Below are 15486 nucleotides of genomic sequence, written 5' to 3'. Positions count from 1 at the left end.
GTGACAGTCAAAATGTGCGGTTTATTAATCACAAAGAGGTATTCAGTGCGAATTCAATGCGCTAGGTCAGGCATTATCGGAATTAAGCCAAGCATTTGATAGGGTTAATAAAATTCATATCAGTGACTATTGCCAACGCGCATTATCACCTATCAATAAGTCCCGTACCGTCGCGTTAGTGCAGTTGGCGAGGTTCATTACTTCGCAATGGGGATCACCAACAGGTCAACGTTAAGGTTATTGATCGCCTGCCGGGCCGAAGATATCCATCTGCTCCAGATATCGTGATGATGGCCAAAGATAATCAGATCAATGCCTTTCTCTTTCGCCGCCCGGTTCAATTCTTCCGTCAGTTCGCCGCGGCTGATAATCACCTCTTCAACCGGGTAAGACGACTGATCCTTGATCGCATTCAGCATGTTTTTGACACGCTCCGAAAAAGTTCTGTCGGTGTAGTTGTATTCACCCACGCCCAGCTCAGCGTAATAGCCGCCACGGTGGATATCGATATAAATCAGGGATAGCCTGGCATTCAGTGCGCTTGCTAACTTGGCGCCTTTGCCGAGCAAAAATTCAGCGTCTTCGCTGAGATCGGTTGCCACAACGATATGATGATAAGCCATGATTACAGCCCTCCGCATTGCGCTGGTGAACAAAGTGGCGCTCCCTGCCAGGGCCTTTCCGCATGTTTGTTATGCTGTTTAAGTTTAGTTCAGCGCTGAAGTAATCGCCTGCCCCTGGCCTTATTGTTCTTTTTATAGAACGATGCATCCTGAGTTAGCCCTCTAGTGGAATTTTCCTCTGGCCCTACACTGTTAACAAGCACTGAGATTAACCCTTGGTTAAACAAAGTTAATTGTTGTCTACGTCCCGATCACAGAGGAAAGAAAGATGAGCTCTCCAGCAAACTTTAATGGCCAGCGTCCTGTTATTGATGCCAATGACGCGGTGATGTTGTTGATTGACCACCAGAGCGGCCTGTTCCAAACCGTCGGCGATATGCCGATGACTGAACTGCGCGCTCGCGCTGGCGCACTGGCCAGTATCGCTACGCTAAGCAAATTGCCGGTCATTACCACGGCTTCCGTTCCACAGGGTCCTAACGGCCCCTTGATCCCAGAAATCCACCAAAATGCACCGCATGCGCAATATGTGGCGCGCAAAGGCGAAATCAACGCCTGGGATAATCCAGATTTTGTTGCGGCCGTAAAAGCGACCGGGCGTAAAACCCTGATTATCGCCGGAACCATCACCAGCGTTTGCATGGCCTTCCCGTCGATCAGCGCCGTGGCAGAAGGTTATAAGGTCTTTGCCGTTATCGACGCCTCCGGCACCTACTCTAAAATGGCGCAGGAGATTACTATGGCGCGAGTGGTGCAGGCCGGAGTGGTACCGATCGATACCGCCGGCGTGGCCTCTGAACTGCAGGGCAGTTGGAACCGCGAGGATGCACAGCAATGGGCTGAGGTTTACACCAAAATCTTCCCGGCATATCAGTTGCTGATTGAAAGCTACGTTAAAGCTCAGGACGTGGTGAAGAATAACGAAGTGCTGGATTCCCAGCGCGGCTAACGGTCACGCCAGGCTGGCCTGCTTCATTCTGGGCCAGCCTGTTTACCGGGGCAACAGGCATAAAAAAACCCGGCTTTCGGCCAGGTCATCAATGTTTGTCGGTTACTTTCCCGACCGTCATGTTATGGCGTAAGCGTCCATCGAACACTCCAACCTTACGCAGCCTAAGCACAACTTTTTCACAACAGAAAAATAGACTGGATCGGACTTATAACTTTACGGTGCCAATCTTCTTTTCTGTTGCCAATAACTTCGGTTATTGAAAATGGTGAAGCTGATTATTTTAGATAAACTCCGGGTAATCCCGGAGTTTATTCAGGCAATTATTTTATTTCTCATCTGCTCCGGCTTAAACCATCATCGCTATCGCAAGAAATAAAGCATTACCTTGAAATTATAAAACGACTACGTTGCCTGCAGACGGGCCTTTCATACCGTTTTCGACAGTGAACTCAACGCGCTGACCTTCATCAAGCGTTTTGAAATCATTGCTTTGGATAGCGGAGAAGTGTACGAACACGTCTTTGCTGCCATCTTCCGGAGAGATAAAACCAAAACCTTTACCTGCATCAAACCATTTTACCAAACCAGTCATTTTATTAGACATAGATATTTCCTTTATATTTTTGAGACGCCATAAGGCGATAGAGGTCTGTTTTTATTGGAAACTTATTGGGCACTAGAGAAGGAAATTCGCGGGAGAAGAGCTATCTATGGGATATCACTAATACTGAGAACTGCTTTACTAAAACTGCTTTCATAAGGTCTGTACTACAAACCGATGACGCTATTTACACATAGCTAGATTATTTAAGCAAGGAATATTTTGTATTGAATCATTCAGCAAGTTTTTTTATCCGTGTCTATTGGCTGAACACCGCGATATAAGATCGGCTTTTGTGCCCTTTGTTTTGCCTTTTTGCTGCTATAAATCAACGAGTTAACAAGCGCACTCCGTCAAGAAATGGTTATCGCACTGATATGATTTGATAGGAGAAATCACCGCTCAATAAACTCTCGACACCGTAGTACAACAATTGCTAGGATCATTATTGTACTTTACTGATAGCAGTTATCTGCATGATTGCCACAGGATGGTTATGATTCACAAAAAATCAATTACGTTGGCATTTTTTGCCCTCAGCCTGACAGGATGTCAACCCACTCCTCCCAGCTATGTGCCAAAAGCTAACGCGTTACTGGAAAAGCAAATTACCAAAATTGCAGGTGAAAGGGTGATGTGTCAATTTACCTACAAAAGCGGTTTTTGGTTTTCTGCGTGCACGTCTCGTGCTCCGCACGCATCACCTTTATTCGCACTGTTTGAACCTGAGGGCGTAATGCAGGCAAGCGATAACCTGGCGATTTTTGTCACGCCGGTCAACAACGATGCCCGCTATTATACCCTACAGTCAGAATTCACTATCCCGGCAACAACACGAAAAATCCCAGTCAATGCTGACGAAGTGATTAACTCACTTATGCCCCTCACCCGCTAACTATTCATTACTTTTAGCCAACAACCGCAATGCCTAAGCGCTCCATTAGCTGGAACACCTGGTAACTGTCCAACTTCACGCCCTGCAGATCGGTTCCGCGCAGATCCAACTCACCCAGTTCAGAGTTGGTCAGATCACAATGGGTAAAGTTGGCAGCACGCCAGTCGAAGGAGGAAAACTCGCCGCCGGACAGATCTGAGCCGCTAAAGGTCGCGCCGAGAATTTGCGCGCTGTTCCAGCGATTTTCCCACAGCTCACACTTTTCCAGCACCACTTTGGAAAAGTTGGCGTAACTCAGGTTGCTTTTGGTGATGTAGGCACTGCAAAACCAGGTGCGCGAGGTAATCATGTTCATAAAGCTGGCACCGCGGAAGTCTGCGCCCTGAGCCCGGCACTCACGAATTTCGATGCCTAAAGCGTTGGCATGTCTAAAATCTGCCATCGACAGATCGCAATTCTTGAAGCTGGCGTCCTTGAGCACGGCGCGGCTGAAGTTACCGCCCTGCTGGCTCTCGCGGTCGTAAAACTGGCAGTCGATAAATTCGGTGCCGGTCAGGTCGGCGCCCGAGAAATCGCAGTTAATAAAGCTGCCATTTTCGACTTTCTCACCGGTAAACCGGTTACGAGCAATCTTTTCACCCTTCAGAGCCAGCGCCATTCCATTCACCTGTTTATTTGTACAGTCAATGGCGCAGTATAATCCTATTTACATGACAGATTAAACCGCTTTAACGTGGTTTATCTGCCTCTGAGCACAAAAAAATAACCCGTGGGATAGGTGAGTTTTAAGCCTGTTTGACCTGGATCCGGTTCATATTCAAGCTGGCGTTCTGCGCCTGCACCACTCCTTGTTCAATCAGGGCATACAATCGGAAATTCAAAAAGGTATCCCCCACCGGATAAGGTGAATTTACCATCGCATCACCGACCACCCGTGAGCCCTGGGTATAGTCATTCGGGCATGCATCTAACAAAGGACGGTCATGGAAATCGAGCGCCTGCCCCTGCACGCGGTTTTCCGCAAAAATCCGTACCAGTGAGTTTTCCGCCAACAGGCGATGCCAATCGGCAATCAGCCTGGCTTTCTCTTTCGGAGACAGCTCGCGCCGCAAGATCCACAGTGGTTCCAGCATTTCTGCCGGGCACCAGTTGGTGGCAACCCGCCCGGTGTGTTCGGTTACGTTAACCACAAAAACGCGACGTTCCCCCAGCAACGGCAACAGTGCGCGCAGCATCAGTTGCTCGTCGGGATTAGTACCAGCCCACAACGTCACCTGCCCGGTTACAGCAGCGAGTTGCGTTTTTAACGTGGTCATCGCCAGCGGCAGCGCTTCAGAGGTATCCCACTCGGGAGCATGAACAGATTGGTGCAGATCGCGCAACCAGCGGCATCGGGTTTGCAGGGCCTGATCATCATCCAGCCCATACAGCGGCCCAAACGATAGGCTATCGGCAAAATCCAGTACGTTTTCTCCCGGGTAGGCTAACCGCACGCAGCCACCCGACAGTGCGATATGCACATCCTTCATCAATGCTTCTCCTTCGCTATTGCTTAAGTCAATCCTGAGCTGAATTTTGCCCCCTTTCCCCCTGCATCACCAGGCAAATAATCTGATTTTTTGCGTTTAAGCGACATAAAAAAACCGCCCTTGGGCGGTTGATGATAAGCATAAAGATTTACTTCAGCGCTTCCTGAATGGCATCGGCCAACGGGCCAACGTGCTTTTCAGCGGCCTTAAGCTGGAAGTCTACGCCGTTGCCGTCGTTAGTGTCAGACAGCGTCGCCTTGATCAACTCCAGTGCCGCTTGCACTGCCACCAGCCTTTTATGCTGTTCGTCCGTGATAGGTTTGGAACTCATGGTGGCCGGGTAATATTGCTCTAACATCGTTCTCTCCTTGTGATTACGCTAATAAGTAACTTAACAGAATTTAAAGTTTTATCTAATGAAGCGAACCACAGAATCCCCCATTGCCGCTGAGGATAAGTTGCCGGTACATCGATATGGCAGAAAAATACATTAGTCGAGATGATTAGCGGAACGCCACCCAACTGGCACCGGCATCGGCGGAGCGCACGCAGTTTTCCACCCAGCGTACCCCCATCGCGCCGGCATGCACGTTGGGGTACCAAAAACCAGCTAGAAACGCCTCGTCTCGCCGGTCGGTGGCGTCCATCGCCAACGCAAAGCGCCGGTAAAGATTCGACCAGGCTTCGAACAGCCCTTCGGAATGACCGCCGCCGATGCGATCCTCCGCCAATGCCATAGGATCGAGGTAGGACATACCACGCTCCAGAATACGTACCGGCTCGCCCTGCACTTCAAAGCGCAGTTGGTTAGGCTGTTCGTCCCACCATTCCAGGCTGGCCTTTTCCCCCACAATACGCACCTTTTGGCCATGCATAGAACCGCTGTTAACTGCCGAACACCACATTGAACCGACAGCGCCATTATCGTACTCCATCAGTACATAGGCATTGTCTTCCAGCGGCGCACGAGTTTTGACAAAGCTCTGACGGCTGCACATCAACCGTTTGATCTTCAACTGCGGCACCATGGTTTCCGCCAGGAATAACGGGTGGGTGGCTAAATCACCCAATACATAGCTGGGGCCGACAAAACGCGGGTCCACCCGCCAACGCGTGCTGGGATTGTCCAGTTCCACCGGCGCGGCATGGAACCCGTGAGAGAACTGCATGTTGATGATACGGATCTCACCCAGTTGGCCATCGGCAATCATCTGACGCGCCTGAAGGATCAGTTGATGCCCGGCATAGCCGTAGGTAACACCGATAATTTTATGCTGCCTTTGGCTCAGTTCCACCAGTGCTTGCGCTTCCTGCGTGGTGAAACACAGGGGTTTTTCGCACACCACGTGCAGGCCGGCTTCCAGCGCCGCCTGGCAAATAGCGAAATGGGTATTGTTTGGCGTAGCGATGGAAACCGCCTCTATGCCGTCCGCCCTGGCGGCTTCTTCACGGAATAACGTGGCGTAATCCGGATAACAGCGCTCCGCTGCCACGCCCAGGCTTTGCCCAAAGCTGCGCCCGCGCGATGCGTCAATATCAAACGCGCCGGCCAGTAGGGTGAAAGTGCCGTCGCGCAATGCCGCAGAACGATGGATATAACCGATCTGACTGGTACCCCCGCCGCCGACCATGCCCCACCGCAGAGATCTTTCCAGAGGTTTAATACCGTTAATCATCTCGTTGCTCCTGATTAAAAACCGACGCTGCGTAAATAAGTAAGGCTATCCGTTACGTCGCGCAGGCTGCCTTGCGCCTGACGCGGATCCCGTTCCTGCTCAATGGTGATCCACCCCTGATAGCCGCGCGCAGCCAATAAGTCGCGCACGGCAGGGTAATCAATCGCTCCCTTCCCCAGCGGGCACATAACCCCTTGCGCGCAGGCGGTAAAGAAATCCAAACCACGCTCCAACACATTGCGGAACACCTGCGGGTTAACGTCTTTGAAATGCAGATAATCAATCCGGGAGAAGTAGCGCTCGAGCCAGGTGAGCGGATCCATGCCGGAGTAGTACAGATGTCCGGTATCCAGACACAACCCCGCAGTGTGGTGCGAGATCTGCGCGGCCAGCAGTTCGATTTCATCAGCGAACTCAATACAACCTCCGGCGTGCGGGTGTACCACCGGTCGTACCCCATATTCCTGCCAGGCAATCTCGCTAACGGCAATAATATGGCCGATCATGCGGTTCCAATCGGCTGTATCCAGCCGCGGTGCCAGCATTGATTGCCCGGCAAACCTGGCCCGCTGCGGATTGCCGAAGTCGATAATCACCAGATACGGCGGTGAAAAATGGCCTTCGCAAATGGGTTGCGCCTGGGGCGCCTGCGAGAGGTTGCGGCATATGTTGTGGGTCAGTGCCAGTATGTGCTCGAAGTTATGCTCGCTGACCAAATCATCAAAAATGGTGCCCCCCACCAGCGACAACGAATGCCGTTGCAACTCTGCGGTCAGAGTTGCGGCATCGGTGGGCAGATAGCTCCAGGGTCCCAATTCAATGCTGTGATAACCTGCTGCGCTCGCTTCCTGCAGCACTTTGCTATAAGGCGGTAGGTCAGGATTTTTAGGATCATCCACTCCCCAGCTGCAGGGAGCGTTGGCAATAGGCAAAGTCATTTTTCAGTCCGTCTCTTGGTGTTGTGTAGCGCCAGTATCAAACGAAAATTTCGAAACGGACAATGATGGAATTTTCATTTTTTGATGGCGATCGCGTTATTTTTGATAGATAAAATGATGTTTTTCTATCAAATATAGGCAGGCCGTGACTTCACGGGAGTGCAATATTTTTAGCGAGGGAATTGGCTCCCATGCCGGGAGCCGATAATCAGATATTTTCTTTGGTGATCAGATCAAAACGGTTGATGCAGTGGGTAAAACCGGAAGCGTCGCCGCTGGCGGCAGAAATAAAGGTGTTGACGATCGAGGCGGCGAATTCCTGGATCCTGTGCCTCAACATCAGGTCCAAAGTGCCGTCAATCAACGCCATCTCGCCCCCCTCAACCGGGCCATGGCAAATCAGCATGACCTCATGCTGCCTGCCGCTCTCGCGCAATGCGGCAATGATTCCCTCCACGCCGCCGCAGGGGGCATACAGAGCGACCAGGTTCGGATGCTGCTCCAGCAGAGTATGAGTCACTTGCCTGGCACTTTCGGCCTGTTCATGACTGCGGACCGGCTCAAGCACCCGCTGCGTACTTAAATGCTCACGCAGATAAGAACGGAAGCTGCTTTCACAGGTTTCCTGACACTGAAAGCGGTTGTCACCGATGATCACCCCCACTTCGCCCTGCCGCCGGCACAGGCGCTCCACTGCCCAGGCGGCCGTACGGCCGGCCTGCTGATTATCCAACCCGATATAACCGGCGCGGCAGTGTACCGACAGATCGGACAGCAGCGTGAACACCTTCACGCCCTGGCGAGTGGCTTCTTCAACCGCATAGCGGATCATCGGATTATCCAGCGCCAACACCCCGATAACATCCACGCTCTGGCTTAACTGCGTAATGGCGGCGGCGGTGTCGCTGACCGCGCTAATATCATGAAAAATAAATTGCGGCGGACTCTCGCGATCGTGATAAGGCATAGCCTGCTCCAGCAAGCTTTCCGCCAGCTGCGAGTAGAATGAATGCTCCTTTTTTAGCAGGATAAAACCCATTTTGAGGCGCACGGCAGGCTGTCTGGCGGCTTCAAACAGCCGGTGGGATTTCTCCAGCGCAAACCCCAGCTTTTGTGCCGCGGCTATGACTTTACGCTCCGTTTCCGGCCGCACCGGCGCGCGTTGGTTGATCACTCGATCGACCGTCGCGACACCGACGTGCGCCTCTCTGGCGATAGCTGCCAGCGTCGTTTTTTTGCCCGCCATAATCATTCCCATCACTGTTTTGATAGAAACTATCATGGCAGGCAGGTTGAAAGAAAGCCGATGCGGAGTTTGTGTGATCGGGCGCGTTAATCACCCAGCGCGGAGGGAAGCCTCAACGGTAAACGGAGAATTTCTTCGTCAGCGGCTTAAGTTGTTCGCTATCCCCGTACAGCGCCACCCCAACGAATTCCAGCTTGTCATACTCGGTATTGGCGGTATCGGCAATTTGCTGTTCAGCGGAATGGGACAGCATGGTGGTGGTAAAGAAGTTGGCTAACACCCCTTCCTCCTTGCATTTGAGCATCAGATTGCTGAGCTGGCTGCTGTTTTTCGCCTGCAGGATCACGATCGGATAATGACTCATATTGGCGCTTACGCCTTCAATAGCGCTGGGATAATGGTCGAATTCACGCTGTTCGATCAGATCGGTAATGCCGGCGGTTAAATGGCAGGAAGCGTTAAATAAGGTGGCCGGTTCGTGGTTGCGGTTCAGGATGATATAGAACTTTTTCTCGTTGTCGCTGTACATCTTTTTCTCCTTGAATAGGGGCTCCAGTGTTATTCAGACGCGCAATCGCCTTCAATGATATTGATCATTGGCAAGCTACTTCCCAAGCGGCCAAGTCGTAGCCAGGCAGATTGCAGACATTGTTGCGAATGAATATCATATGCATCTTAGCAACAGGAGGTTGCCATGAAAATATATTGGTCGCGACGCCAAATCCCAGAGCTGCAGACACTACCCCGCAGGATACGCAATCGTAATTACCGCGATGCCTATTTTAGAACTTTTCGCCATTGGGAGGGCTGGGCTGGTTTGATGATCTACATCGCGTTGATTTGGCTATTTCTTCACGTATCCCATTTTATTTACCCACATGTCGAGGGCGAAATGGGGCGTTTGCTGCAGATCCTGGTCACAGTCACGATCCCCGTCTTTATATGGAGCCAGATATCAATCCATCTGATGCGGAAATACTATCGACATCTTCTTATACGCAGTACCTAAGCCAAGGCCATTCCCCGGCTTAAAGACGTGCCCCGATAAACAGCGGCTCTGCGATGGTGTACCAACGTTTCCAGTGCGATTGCGCAATTAAGCTCGAAATATGCGGTTGCGCCAAAAAACAGAGCAATAATTGAACTGCCACTAGTCGCACCCAGGCGCATAGTCTGGTCTTTGTCGTCGCTGGAGACCGCCATGTCCGCCATCAAACCTGAAACGCTGAACGCAACCCTCGATACCCCGACCACTCACTGGCCGGCTATCGCCAATGTGGTGCTCGCCGGTATTGCCGTTGCCCTGCACGTGGGTAAAGCGACTATTGCCTTACCGGAGCTGCAACGCGAATTCGGCCGTTCGCTGGAGTCGCTCAGCTGGATCATTTCGGCCTTTCCCTTTATCGGCGTGTTCGGTGGCATCGCCGCCGGCCTGTTGGTGCGCCGTTGGGGCGACCGGCGTTTGTTGGGGCTGGGATTGGTGATCGTCAGCATAGCCAGCTTCGTTGGCGCGGCTCAACACAACTTCATCGGTTTGATCGTCACCCGCGCGATTGAAGGGATAGGCTTCGTTATCGTCGTGGTCTCAGCGCCAACCGTGCTCACACGCGTGGTTTCAGCGCAAAAACGTAATCTGGTCTTCAGTATTTGGAGCACCTTTATGCCGGCGGGCATGGCCATTTCGCTGTTTTTCGGCCCGCATTTTAGCAACTGGCAACAAAGCTGGATCGCTGGCGGTATCCTCACCCTGCTGGCCGCGCTGCTGCTGCCACTCACCACTCCGCGAGCCGGTGTCACCACGTCTTCCGCTGTTGCCTTGAAACTGCGTCAGGCGTTGGTCAGCATCCTGCGCGCACGGCAGCCCCTGCTGCTGGCCTTGATATTTACTACCTATAACCTGCAGTTCTTCGCCGTGATGGCCTTTCTGCCGATTTTCCTGATGCAGCGTATAGGGCTGACGCTGGCTGTCGCCGGTGGGATCAGCGCGGCGGTGATAGCCGTCAATATCCTCGGCAATCTTGCCGCTGGGGTACTGCTTTCGCGCGGCCTGCGGGCTCGAAATCTGCTGGCCGTTGTCAGCCTGCTGATGGGGCTTGCCGGTACCGGCGTTTTCCTGTCCGTTACACCAAACGCTTTACTGATCCCACTGTGCTTAGTGTTTAGCGCCATTGGCGGCATGATGCCCGCCACCATTCTGGCCGCCACTCCGGCGGCGGCGCCAGAACCGGGTTTGATCCCGTTGAGCCTGGGGCTGGTGATGCAAGGCATTTATCTCGGTCAGGTGATCGGCCCCATCGTACTGAGTGCGCTTGTCGCCTATGCCGGTTGGTCCGCTCCCGCGGGTATGGTGCTGGCCGCCGCGCTGTTGGGCAGTATCCTGGCACTGGCGCTCGCATCGAAAACCAGAGCCTAGGCAATGCATGCCCTGCCACCACCTCATCAGCTTAATGTCCTCATAACATGAGGCACTATTAGTAAATTCTATTAACTGTTCACCGATAAAATCCGCTACCTGTTAACCGTTTGTGATGATAGGGTTTATTCTTCAAGAAGTGTCAATGCCGGTGAATACCGAGATCCACCGGCAAAATCTATCATCTGAGGGACGGGTATGATGTCTAAAGGTATTTCAAAGGGATTCTTTCTTCTGATCCTTTTTATCGTTACCGCTGCTTTTATGGACGTCTTGGGTCCCTACTACTCATCTGTGCTGTGGGCTATCATCCTGGCGGTGATTTTCCACCCTGTGAAACAAAAACTTAAACAGTATCTGGGAGACCGAAACGGCCTGGTTTCATTGATAACGCTCGCGGTGATCTGTTTGATCGTCTTTACGCCATTGGCGATCATCGCTTCTTCATTGGCGATTGAACTGAACGTCGTTTACACCAAGCTGCAGACCAATAACACGCAGTTCCCGGTTATTGTTGCCGACACCCTGAAATTGCTCCCCGGATGGGCACGGCATTTTCTGGCGGAGCATAATCTGGACAGCGCCGCGGAAATACAGAAACAGCTTTCCGAAGTGGCACTCAAGGGCGGCCAATACCTGGCCGGCAGCGTCTTTTTGATTGGTAAAGGCACCTTCAACTTCGCCGTGGGTTTTGGCGTCATGCTGTATCTGCTGTTCTTCCTGCTCAAAGACGGCCCATACCTGGTCAATCTGACGCTCGAAGCCCTGCCGTTATCCCAGCACGTTAAACACCATTTGTTTGTGAAATTCGCTGCCGTGTCGCGCGCGACGGTAAAAGGCACGGTGGTCGTGGCCGTGGTGCAAGGTGCGCTTGGCGGTCTGGCATTTTACTTCACCGGGATCGACGGCAGCCTGCTGTGGGGCGCGTTGATGGCATTCCTGTCCATCATCCCTGCGGTGGGTTCCGCCATTATCTGGGTACCGGCAGCCATCTATTTCTTCGCCACCGGCATGCTGTGGAAAGGCCTGTTCCTGGTCGGTTTCTTCGTGGTGATCATCGGATTGGTCGACAATATTCTTCGCCCGCTGTTGGTCGGCAAAGACACCAAAATGCCGGACTACCTGATCCTGATTTCAACCCTGGGCGGCATGGAGATTTACGGTATCAACGGCTTCGTTATCGGCCCATTGATCGCCGCCCTGTTCATCGCCTGCTGGAATATTCTTTCCGGCCGCGACAGTGCAGAAACCACCGATGAGATCGACGAAGATTTTATCGAGGAAGGCAAGAATCACCCAGACGCCACCAAGGCGGAGTGAAAAAGTATTCTCTGTTAAAGGGCATTAGAAACTGCAACGCAAAACGGGAACCATGGGGTTCCCGTTTTTTTATCTCTTCATATCCCTTCCCTGGGCGATCGCTCCGTTTACCTTAGCATTAATTAATAAGTCATAAACGATGCAACTTTCTATTCTGTCATTTACAGAATCCGTTAGGCCGTTGCCTGCGATTAAATACTCATACCCAGCAATCAATGCATTAACCCTTCATTTTGAGTGGGTAATTCATTTATACTCTATTTCCTGAAAAATAAAAATTCACAACATTATGATAAAAAAATTAACAAATTTAGCTTCTGGATGGAAGCCAGGCACGGCAGCCGACTACAAGAAATGTTTTGATTTATATGGCGGGAATTTTATCACTCACCCCGAAGTATTGGCCTTCCTGCATAGCAGGCTCGATTGCCGCCCGCACTACTCTATCAAGAGAAATAGCAATGGTACTTTACTGGGTGCATTTTGCTCTTGGCGAAACAGCAACTTTGCCTGTGATGGCAAGACGGCGAAAGCGATAAAGCTCGGGCATTATCAGTTCAACAAAGATGAAATAACGCTCCCATTTCATCCTAAGCTCAGAATTGCATTGCCCTTTAAAACGAAAATACTCTCCTCTTTAAATAGAAGAAATGTTCTAAACTCAAGCTTCAAGCTAAACAGTCATCGCGCTGTTTGCCTGGCAAAAGGTTGTGGTAAAGACGGATTCTCTTCATCGACGAAAAACAGCAGAAAAAGAGAACTAAACAAATTTATCAAGGCCGGTGGTGAAATTTTCGACCAAAGTCATTTTCCCCCACAGGAGCTCATCACAATATACTTCGATCTGTTTGAAAAACGCTGGGGGCACCGGCCGAGCCATTTTCTAGAAACCGTAGATATGTTTACCTCCTTGCGGCAATTTCTCTTTGGCCATATTTTATTTCTAGCCGGAGAGCCGTGCGCATTTCAGCTCATAACCAAAGCAGAAAGCCCTAAATGGATTAATTTTGATTATGTTAATGGCGGATATGACCAGCGTCATGACTCATTCTGCCCAGGGACCATCGTCACCTGGCTAAATGTCAAATCCGCTTATGAGCTGTGCGAGGCCGTGGGAAAAACCATGCGTTACTCGTTTGGCAAACCGACCGCGGGTTATAAAGACCGTTGGTGTTATCAGGATCCGCTTGGCCGGGTGTTATCCCTTTAAATTACCATCCATAAAAAACGGGAACCATTAGGCTCCCGTTATCATTTAACGCTAAAACACCATTACATGTGTTTAACGATAGCGTCGCCAAACTCTGAACATTTCAGCAGCTTAGCGCCTTCCATCAGGCGTTCGAAGTCATAGGTCACGGTCTTGGCAGCGATTGCGCCTTCCATGCCCTTAACAATCAGGTCAGCCGCTTCGAACCAGCCCATGTGACGCAGCATCATTTCTGCAGACAGGATGATGGAACCTGGGTTCACTTTGTCCTGGCCGGCATACTTAGGTGCAGTACCGTGGGTGGCTTCGAACAGCGCGCAATCGGAACCGATGTTGGCACCAGGTGCGATACCGATACCGCCAACCTGCGCGGCCAGGGCGTCGGAGATGTAGTCACCGTTCAGGTTCATACAGGCGATCACGTCGTATTCAGCCGGACGCAACAGGATTTGCTGCAGGAAGGCGTCGGCGATCACGTCTTTAACCACGATCTCTTTACCAGTGTTCGGGTTCTTGATTTTCAGCCATGGACCGCCGTCGATCAGTTCGCCACCAAACTCTTCGCGCGCCAGTTCGTAGCCCCAATCCTTGAAGGCACCTTCGGTGAACTTCATGATGTTGCCTTTGTGAACCAGGGTCACAGAGTCGCGGTCGTTGGTGATAGCGTATTCGATCGCCGCACGTACCAGACGTTTAGTCCCTTCTTCAGAACATGGCTTCACGCCGATACCACATTGCTCTGGGAAGCGGATTTTTTTCACGCCCATTTCGTCGCGCAGGAACTTGATCACTTTGTCTGCTTCTGCAGAACCGGCTTTCCACTCGATACCTGCGTAGATGTCTTCGGCGTTTTCGCGGAAGATCACCATGTCGGTCAGCTCTGGCTGTTTAACCGGGCTTGGAGTGCCCTGGTAGTAACGCACCGGACGCAGACACACGTACAGGTCCAGTTGCTGGCGCAGGGCCACGTTCAGGGAGCGAATACCGCCACCGACTGGGGTAGTCAGCGGGCCTTTGATGGCAACGCGGTAGTCACGGATCAGATCCAGGGTTTCTTCCGGCAGCCACACGTCTTTCCCGTAAACGTGAGTGGATTTTTCGCCGGTGTAGATTTCCATCCAGGAGATTTTACGTTCGCCGTGGTAGGCCTTTTTCACTGCTGCATCAACCACGTGAATCATAGCAGGGGTAACGTCAACGCCAATGCCGTCGCCTTCGATAAACGGAATGATCGGGTTATTCGGAACAACCAGTTTACCCTGGGCATCGACCGTAATCTTTTTACCTTCTGCCGGAACAACTACTTTGCTTTCCATCAACCTCTCCTTCAAGCGCAATTTTTGTTAATGCTTTGTAAGATGCGTGTAGATACTACTGGAATTTTCAGTCCGCGCCAATCCGAAACGGATTCGGTTATAATGCGCCTATCATCCGTAATCTCAACTGTTATGAAAAAATTCTCTGTTAAAAATCACAAAGTTAAACGATTCAGCAAGCCTGCTCCCGCCAAACCCGCAGTCGCACAGGGGCCGCGTCGCGTGGTGTTATTCAATAAGCCGTTCGATGTGCTGCCGCAATTTACCGATGAAGCCGGCCGCACCACCCTGAAAGAATTCATTCCATTTCCCGATGTTTACGCCGCCGGACGTTTGGATCGTGACAGCGAAGGTTTATTGGTGCTAACCAATGACGGCAAGCTGCAGGCGCAACTCACCCAGCCGGGCAAACGTACCGGAAAAGTCTATTACGTGCAGGTCGAAGGCGCCCCGCAGGAAAGCGATCTGGCCCCCTTGCGCAACGGCGTCACGCTCAAAGACGGCCCGACGTTGCCGGCAGGCGTTGAGCTGGTCGCAGAACCGCAATGGCTGTGGCCGCGCAATCCGCCCATTCGCGAACGCAAATCAATCCCCACCGCCTGGCTGAAAGTCACCCTTTATGAAGGCCGAAATCGCCAGGTGCGTCGCATGACTGCACACATCGGCTTTCCTACCCTGCGGCTGATTCGCTACAGTATGGGTAATCTTTCATTGGGCGAATTGCAGCCCGGTGAATGGAAAACCCTGGACTCACTGTAACCAGCCCA

At 51.7% G+C, this 15486-nt stretch carries 16 protein-coding genes; 6 read left to right on the top strand and 10 right to left on the bottom strand.

The window, feature by feature from the left end:
• Positions 1-197: 197 nt before the first annotated feature.
• Positions 198-623 (bottom strand): universal stress protein, encoded by a 426-nt coding sequence (locus AC1RKG_RS00300; RefSeq protein ID WP_020826496.1) that lies wholly within the window; start codon positions 621-623, stop codon positions 198-200.
• A gap of 268 nt (positions 624-891) precedes the next feature.
• Here AC1RKG_RS00300 and AC1RKG_RS00295 point away from each other — a divergent pair, with 268 nt between their 5' ends.
• On the top strand, positions 892-1572 hold the full coding sequence (locus AC1RKG_RS00295) for a hydrolase (RefSeq protein ID WP_020826495.1): 681 nt from the start codon (positions 892-894) through the stop codon (positions 1570-1572).
• Positions 1573-1966: 394 nt separating this feature from the next.
• Here the strand turns inward: AC1RKG_RS00295 and cspE are convergent, their stop codons facing one another.
• Entirely contained in the window at positions 1967-2179 is a 213-nt protein-coding gene (gene cspE / locus AC1RKG_RS00290) for a transcription antiterminator/RNA stability regulator CspE (protein ID WP_020826494.1), read from the bottom strand.
• Between the two features lie 493 nt (positions 2180-2672).
• On the opposite strand from cspE, the gene AC1RKG_RS00285 reads away from it, so the two are divergent.
• A complete protein-coding gene (locus tag AC1RKG_RS00285) occupies positions 2673-3071 on the top strand; it encodes a hypothetical protein (RefSeq protein ID WP_187962756.1) in 399 nt (132 codons plus the stop codon).
• Between the two features lie 13 nt (positions 3072-3084).
• Here AC1RKG_RS00285 and AC1RKG_RS00280 read toward each other — a convergent pair whose 3' ends face one another.
• The 7 genes from AC1RKG_RS00280 to AC1RKG_RS00250 all read right to left on the bottom strand — a co-directional run bounded on the left by AC1RKG_RS00280 (position 3085) and on the right by AC1RKG_RS00250 (position 8989).
• Positions 3085-3729: a Qnr family pentapeptide repeat protein gene (locus AC1RKG_RS00280; protein ID WP_409325890.1), complete on the bottom strand. Its 645-nt coding sequence runs from the start codon at positions 3727-3729 to the stop codon at positions 3085-3087.
• Positions 3730-3856: 127 nt separating this feature from the next.
• Complete coding sequence (locus AC1RKG_RS00275) at positions 3857-4600, bottom strand: DUF3658 domain-containing protein (protein WP_493181654.1); 744 nt, start codon at positions 4598-4600, stop codon at positions 3857-3859.
• 148 nt (positions 4601-4748) lie between these two features.
• Positions 4749-4958: a hypothetical protein gene (locus tag AC1RKG_RS00270; RefSeq protein WP_020826491.1), complete on the bottom strand. Its 210-nt coding sequence runs from the start codon at positions 4956-4958 to the stop codon at positions 4749-4751.
• Positions 4959-5103: 145 nt separating this feature from the next.
• Positions 5104-6276, bottom strand: a complete 1173-nt coding sequence (locus tag AC1RKG_RS00265) for a Gfo/Idh/MocA family protein (protein WP_493181652.1) — start codon at positions 6274-6276, stop codon at positions 5104-5106.
• 14 nt (positions 6277-6290) lie between these two features.
• Positions 6291-7214 (bottom strand): TIM barrel protein, encoded by a 924-nt coding sequence (locus tag AC1RKG_RS00260; RefSeq protein WP_493181650.1) that lies wholly within the window; start codon positions 7212-7214, stop codon positions 6291-6293.
• 208 nt (positions 7215-7422) lie between these two features.
• Entirely contained in the window at positions 7423-8460 is a 1038-nt protein-coding gene (locus AC1RKG_RS00255; RefSeq protein WP_128864298.1) for a LacI family DNA-binding transcriptional regulator, read from the bottom strand.
• A 112-nt stretch (positions 8461-8572) separates the two neighbouring features.
• The gene (locus tag AC1RKG_RS00250; protein ID WP_020826487.1) at positions 8573-8989 is read right to left on the bottom strand and encodes a DUF2000 domain-containing protein; all 417 of its coding nucleotides are present in this window, start codon (positions 8987-8989) and stop codon (positions 8573-8575) included.
• Between the two features lie 672 nt (positions 8990-9661).
• On the opposite strand from AC1RKG_RS00250, the gene AC1RKG_RS00245 reads away from it, so the two are divergent.
• The 3 genes from AC1RKG_RS00245 (at position 9662) to AC1RKG_RS00235 (ending at position 13403) form a co-directional block, all read left to right on the top strand.
• Positions 9662-10873, top strand: a complete 1212-nt coding sequence (locus tag AC1RKG_RS00245; protein ID WP_493181647.1) for an MFS transporter — start codon at positions 9662-9664, stop codon at positions 10871-10873.
• Between the two features lie 198 nt (positions 10874-11071).
• Positions 11072-12193: an AI-2E family transporter gene (locus AC1RKG_RS00240; RefSeq protein WP_020826483.1), complete on the top strand. Its 1122-nt coding sequence runs from the start codon at positions 11072-11074 to the stop codon at positions 12191-12193.
• Between the two features lie 289 nt (positions 12194-12482).
• Complete coding sequence (locus tag AC1RKG_RS00235; protein ID WP_122078833.1) at positions 12483-13403, top strand: GNAT family protein; 921 nt, start codon at positions 12483-12485, stop codon at positions 13401-13403.
• 62 nt (positions 13404-13465) lie between these two features.
• Here the strand turns inward: AC1RKG_RS00235 and icd are convergent, their stop codons facing one another.
• Positions 13466-14719 carry an NADP-dependent isocitrate dehydrogenase gene (gene icd, locus AC1RKG_RS00230; RefSeq protein ID WP_012006449.1) on the bottom strand — a complete coding sequence of 418 codons (1254 nt, stop codon included), beginning with the start codon at positions 14717-14719 and terminating at the stop codon, positions 13466-13468.
• A gap of 132 nt (positions 14720-14851) precedes the next feature.
• On the opposite strand from icd, the gene rluE reads away from it, so the two are divergent.
• A complete protein-coding gene (rluE, locus tag AC1RKG_RS00225) occupies positions 14852-15478 on the top strand; it encodes a 23S rRNA pseudouridine(2457) synthase RluE (protein ID WP_122078727.1) in 627 nt (208 codons plus the stop codon).
• Positions 15479-15486 lie beyond the last annotated feature (8 nt).

The organism is Serratia sp. GW822-FHT06D09 (genome assembly GCF_058799515.1).
Note: the sequence above shows the minus strand (reverse complement) of the source record. Positions and strands in the feature narration are given on the sequence as shown.

What these genes read in the sequence shown, in the direction of transcription:
- rluE (WP_122078727.1), top strand. Translation starts at nt 14,852, where the DNA reads ATGAAAAAATTCTCTGTTAAAAATCACAAAGTTAAACGATTCAGCAAG.
- AC1RKG_RS00270 (WP_020826491.1), bottom strand. Translation starts at nt 4,958, where the DNA reads ATGTTAGAGCAATATTACCCGGCCACCATGAGTTCCAAACCTATCACG.
- icd (WP_012006449.1), bottom strand. Translation starts at nt 14,719, where the DNA reads ATGGAAAGCAAAGTAGTTGTTCCGGCAGAAGGTAAAAAGATTACGGTC.
- AC1RKG_RS00275 (WP_493181654.1), bottom strand. Translation starts at nt 4,600, where the DNA reads ATGAAGGATGTGCATATCGCACTGTCGGGTGGCTGCGTGCGGTTAGCC.
- AC1RKG_RS00250 (WP_020826487.1), bottom strand. Translation starts at nt 8,989, where the DNA reads ATGTACAGCGACAACGAGAAAAAGTTCTATATCATCCTGAACCGCAAC.
- cspE (WP_020826494.1), bottom strand. Translation starts at nt 2,179, where the DNA reads ATGTCTAATAAAATGACTGGTTTGGTAAAATGGTTTGATGCAGGTAAA.
- AC1RKG_RS00300 (WP_020826496.1), bottom strand. Translation starts at nt 623, where the DNA reads ATGGCTTATCATCATATCGTTGTGGCAACCGATCTCAGCGAAGACGCT.
- AC1RKG_RS00280 (WP_409325890.1), bottom strand. Translation starts at nt 3,729, where the DNA reads ATGGCGCTGGCTCTGAAGGGTGAAAAGATTGCTCGTAACCGGTTTACC.
- AC1RKG_RS00255 (WP_128864298.1), bottom strand. Translation starts at nt 8,460, where the DNA reads ATGGCGGGCAAAAAAACGACGCTGGCAGCTATCGCCAGAGAGGCGCAC.
- AC1RKG_RS00295 (WP_020826495.1), top strand. Translation starts at nt 892, where the DNA reads ATGAGCTCTCCAGCAAACTTTAATGGCCAGCGTCCTGTTATTGATGCC.
- AC1RKG_RS00245 (WP_493181647.1), top strand. Translation starts at nt 9,662, where the DNA reads ATGTCCGCCATCAAACCTGAAACGCTGAACGCAACCCTCGATACCCCG.
- AC1RKG_RS00240 (WP_020826483.1), top strand. Translation starts at nt 11,072, where the DNA reads ATGATGTCTAAAGGTATTTCAAAGGGATTCTTTCTTCTGATCCTTTTT.
- AC1RKG_RS00285 (WP_187962756.1), top strand. Translation starts at nt 2,673, where the DNA reads ATGATTCACAAAAAATCAATTACGTTGGCATTTTTTGCCCTCAGCCTG.
- AC1RKG_RS00265 (WP_493181652.1), bottom strand. Translation starts at nt 6,276, where the DNA reads ATGATTAACGGTATTAAACCTCTGGAAAGATCTCTGCGGTGGGGCATG.
- AC1RKG_RS00235 (WP_122078833.1), top strand. Translation starts at nt 12,483, where the DNA reads ATGATAAAAAAATTAACAAATTTAGCTTCTGGATGGAAGCCAGGCACG.
- AC1RKG_RS00260 (WP_493181650.1), bottom strand. Translation starts at nt 7,214, where the DNA reads ATGACTTTGCCTATTGCCAACGCTCCCTGCAGCTGGGGAGTGGATGAT.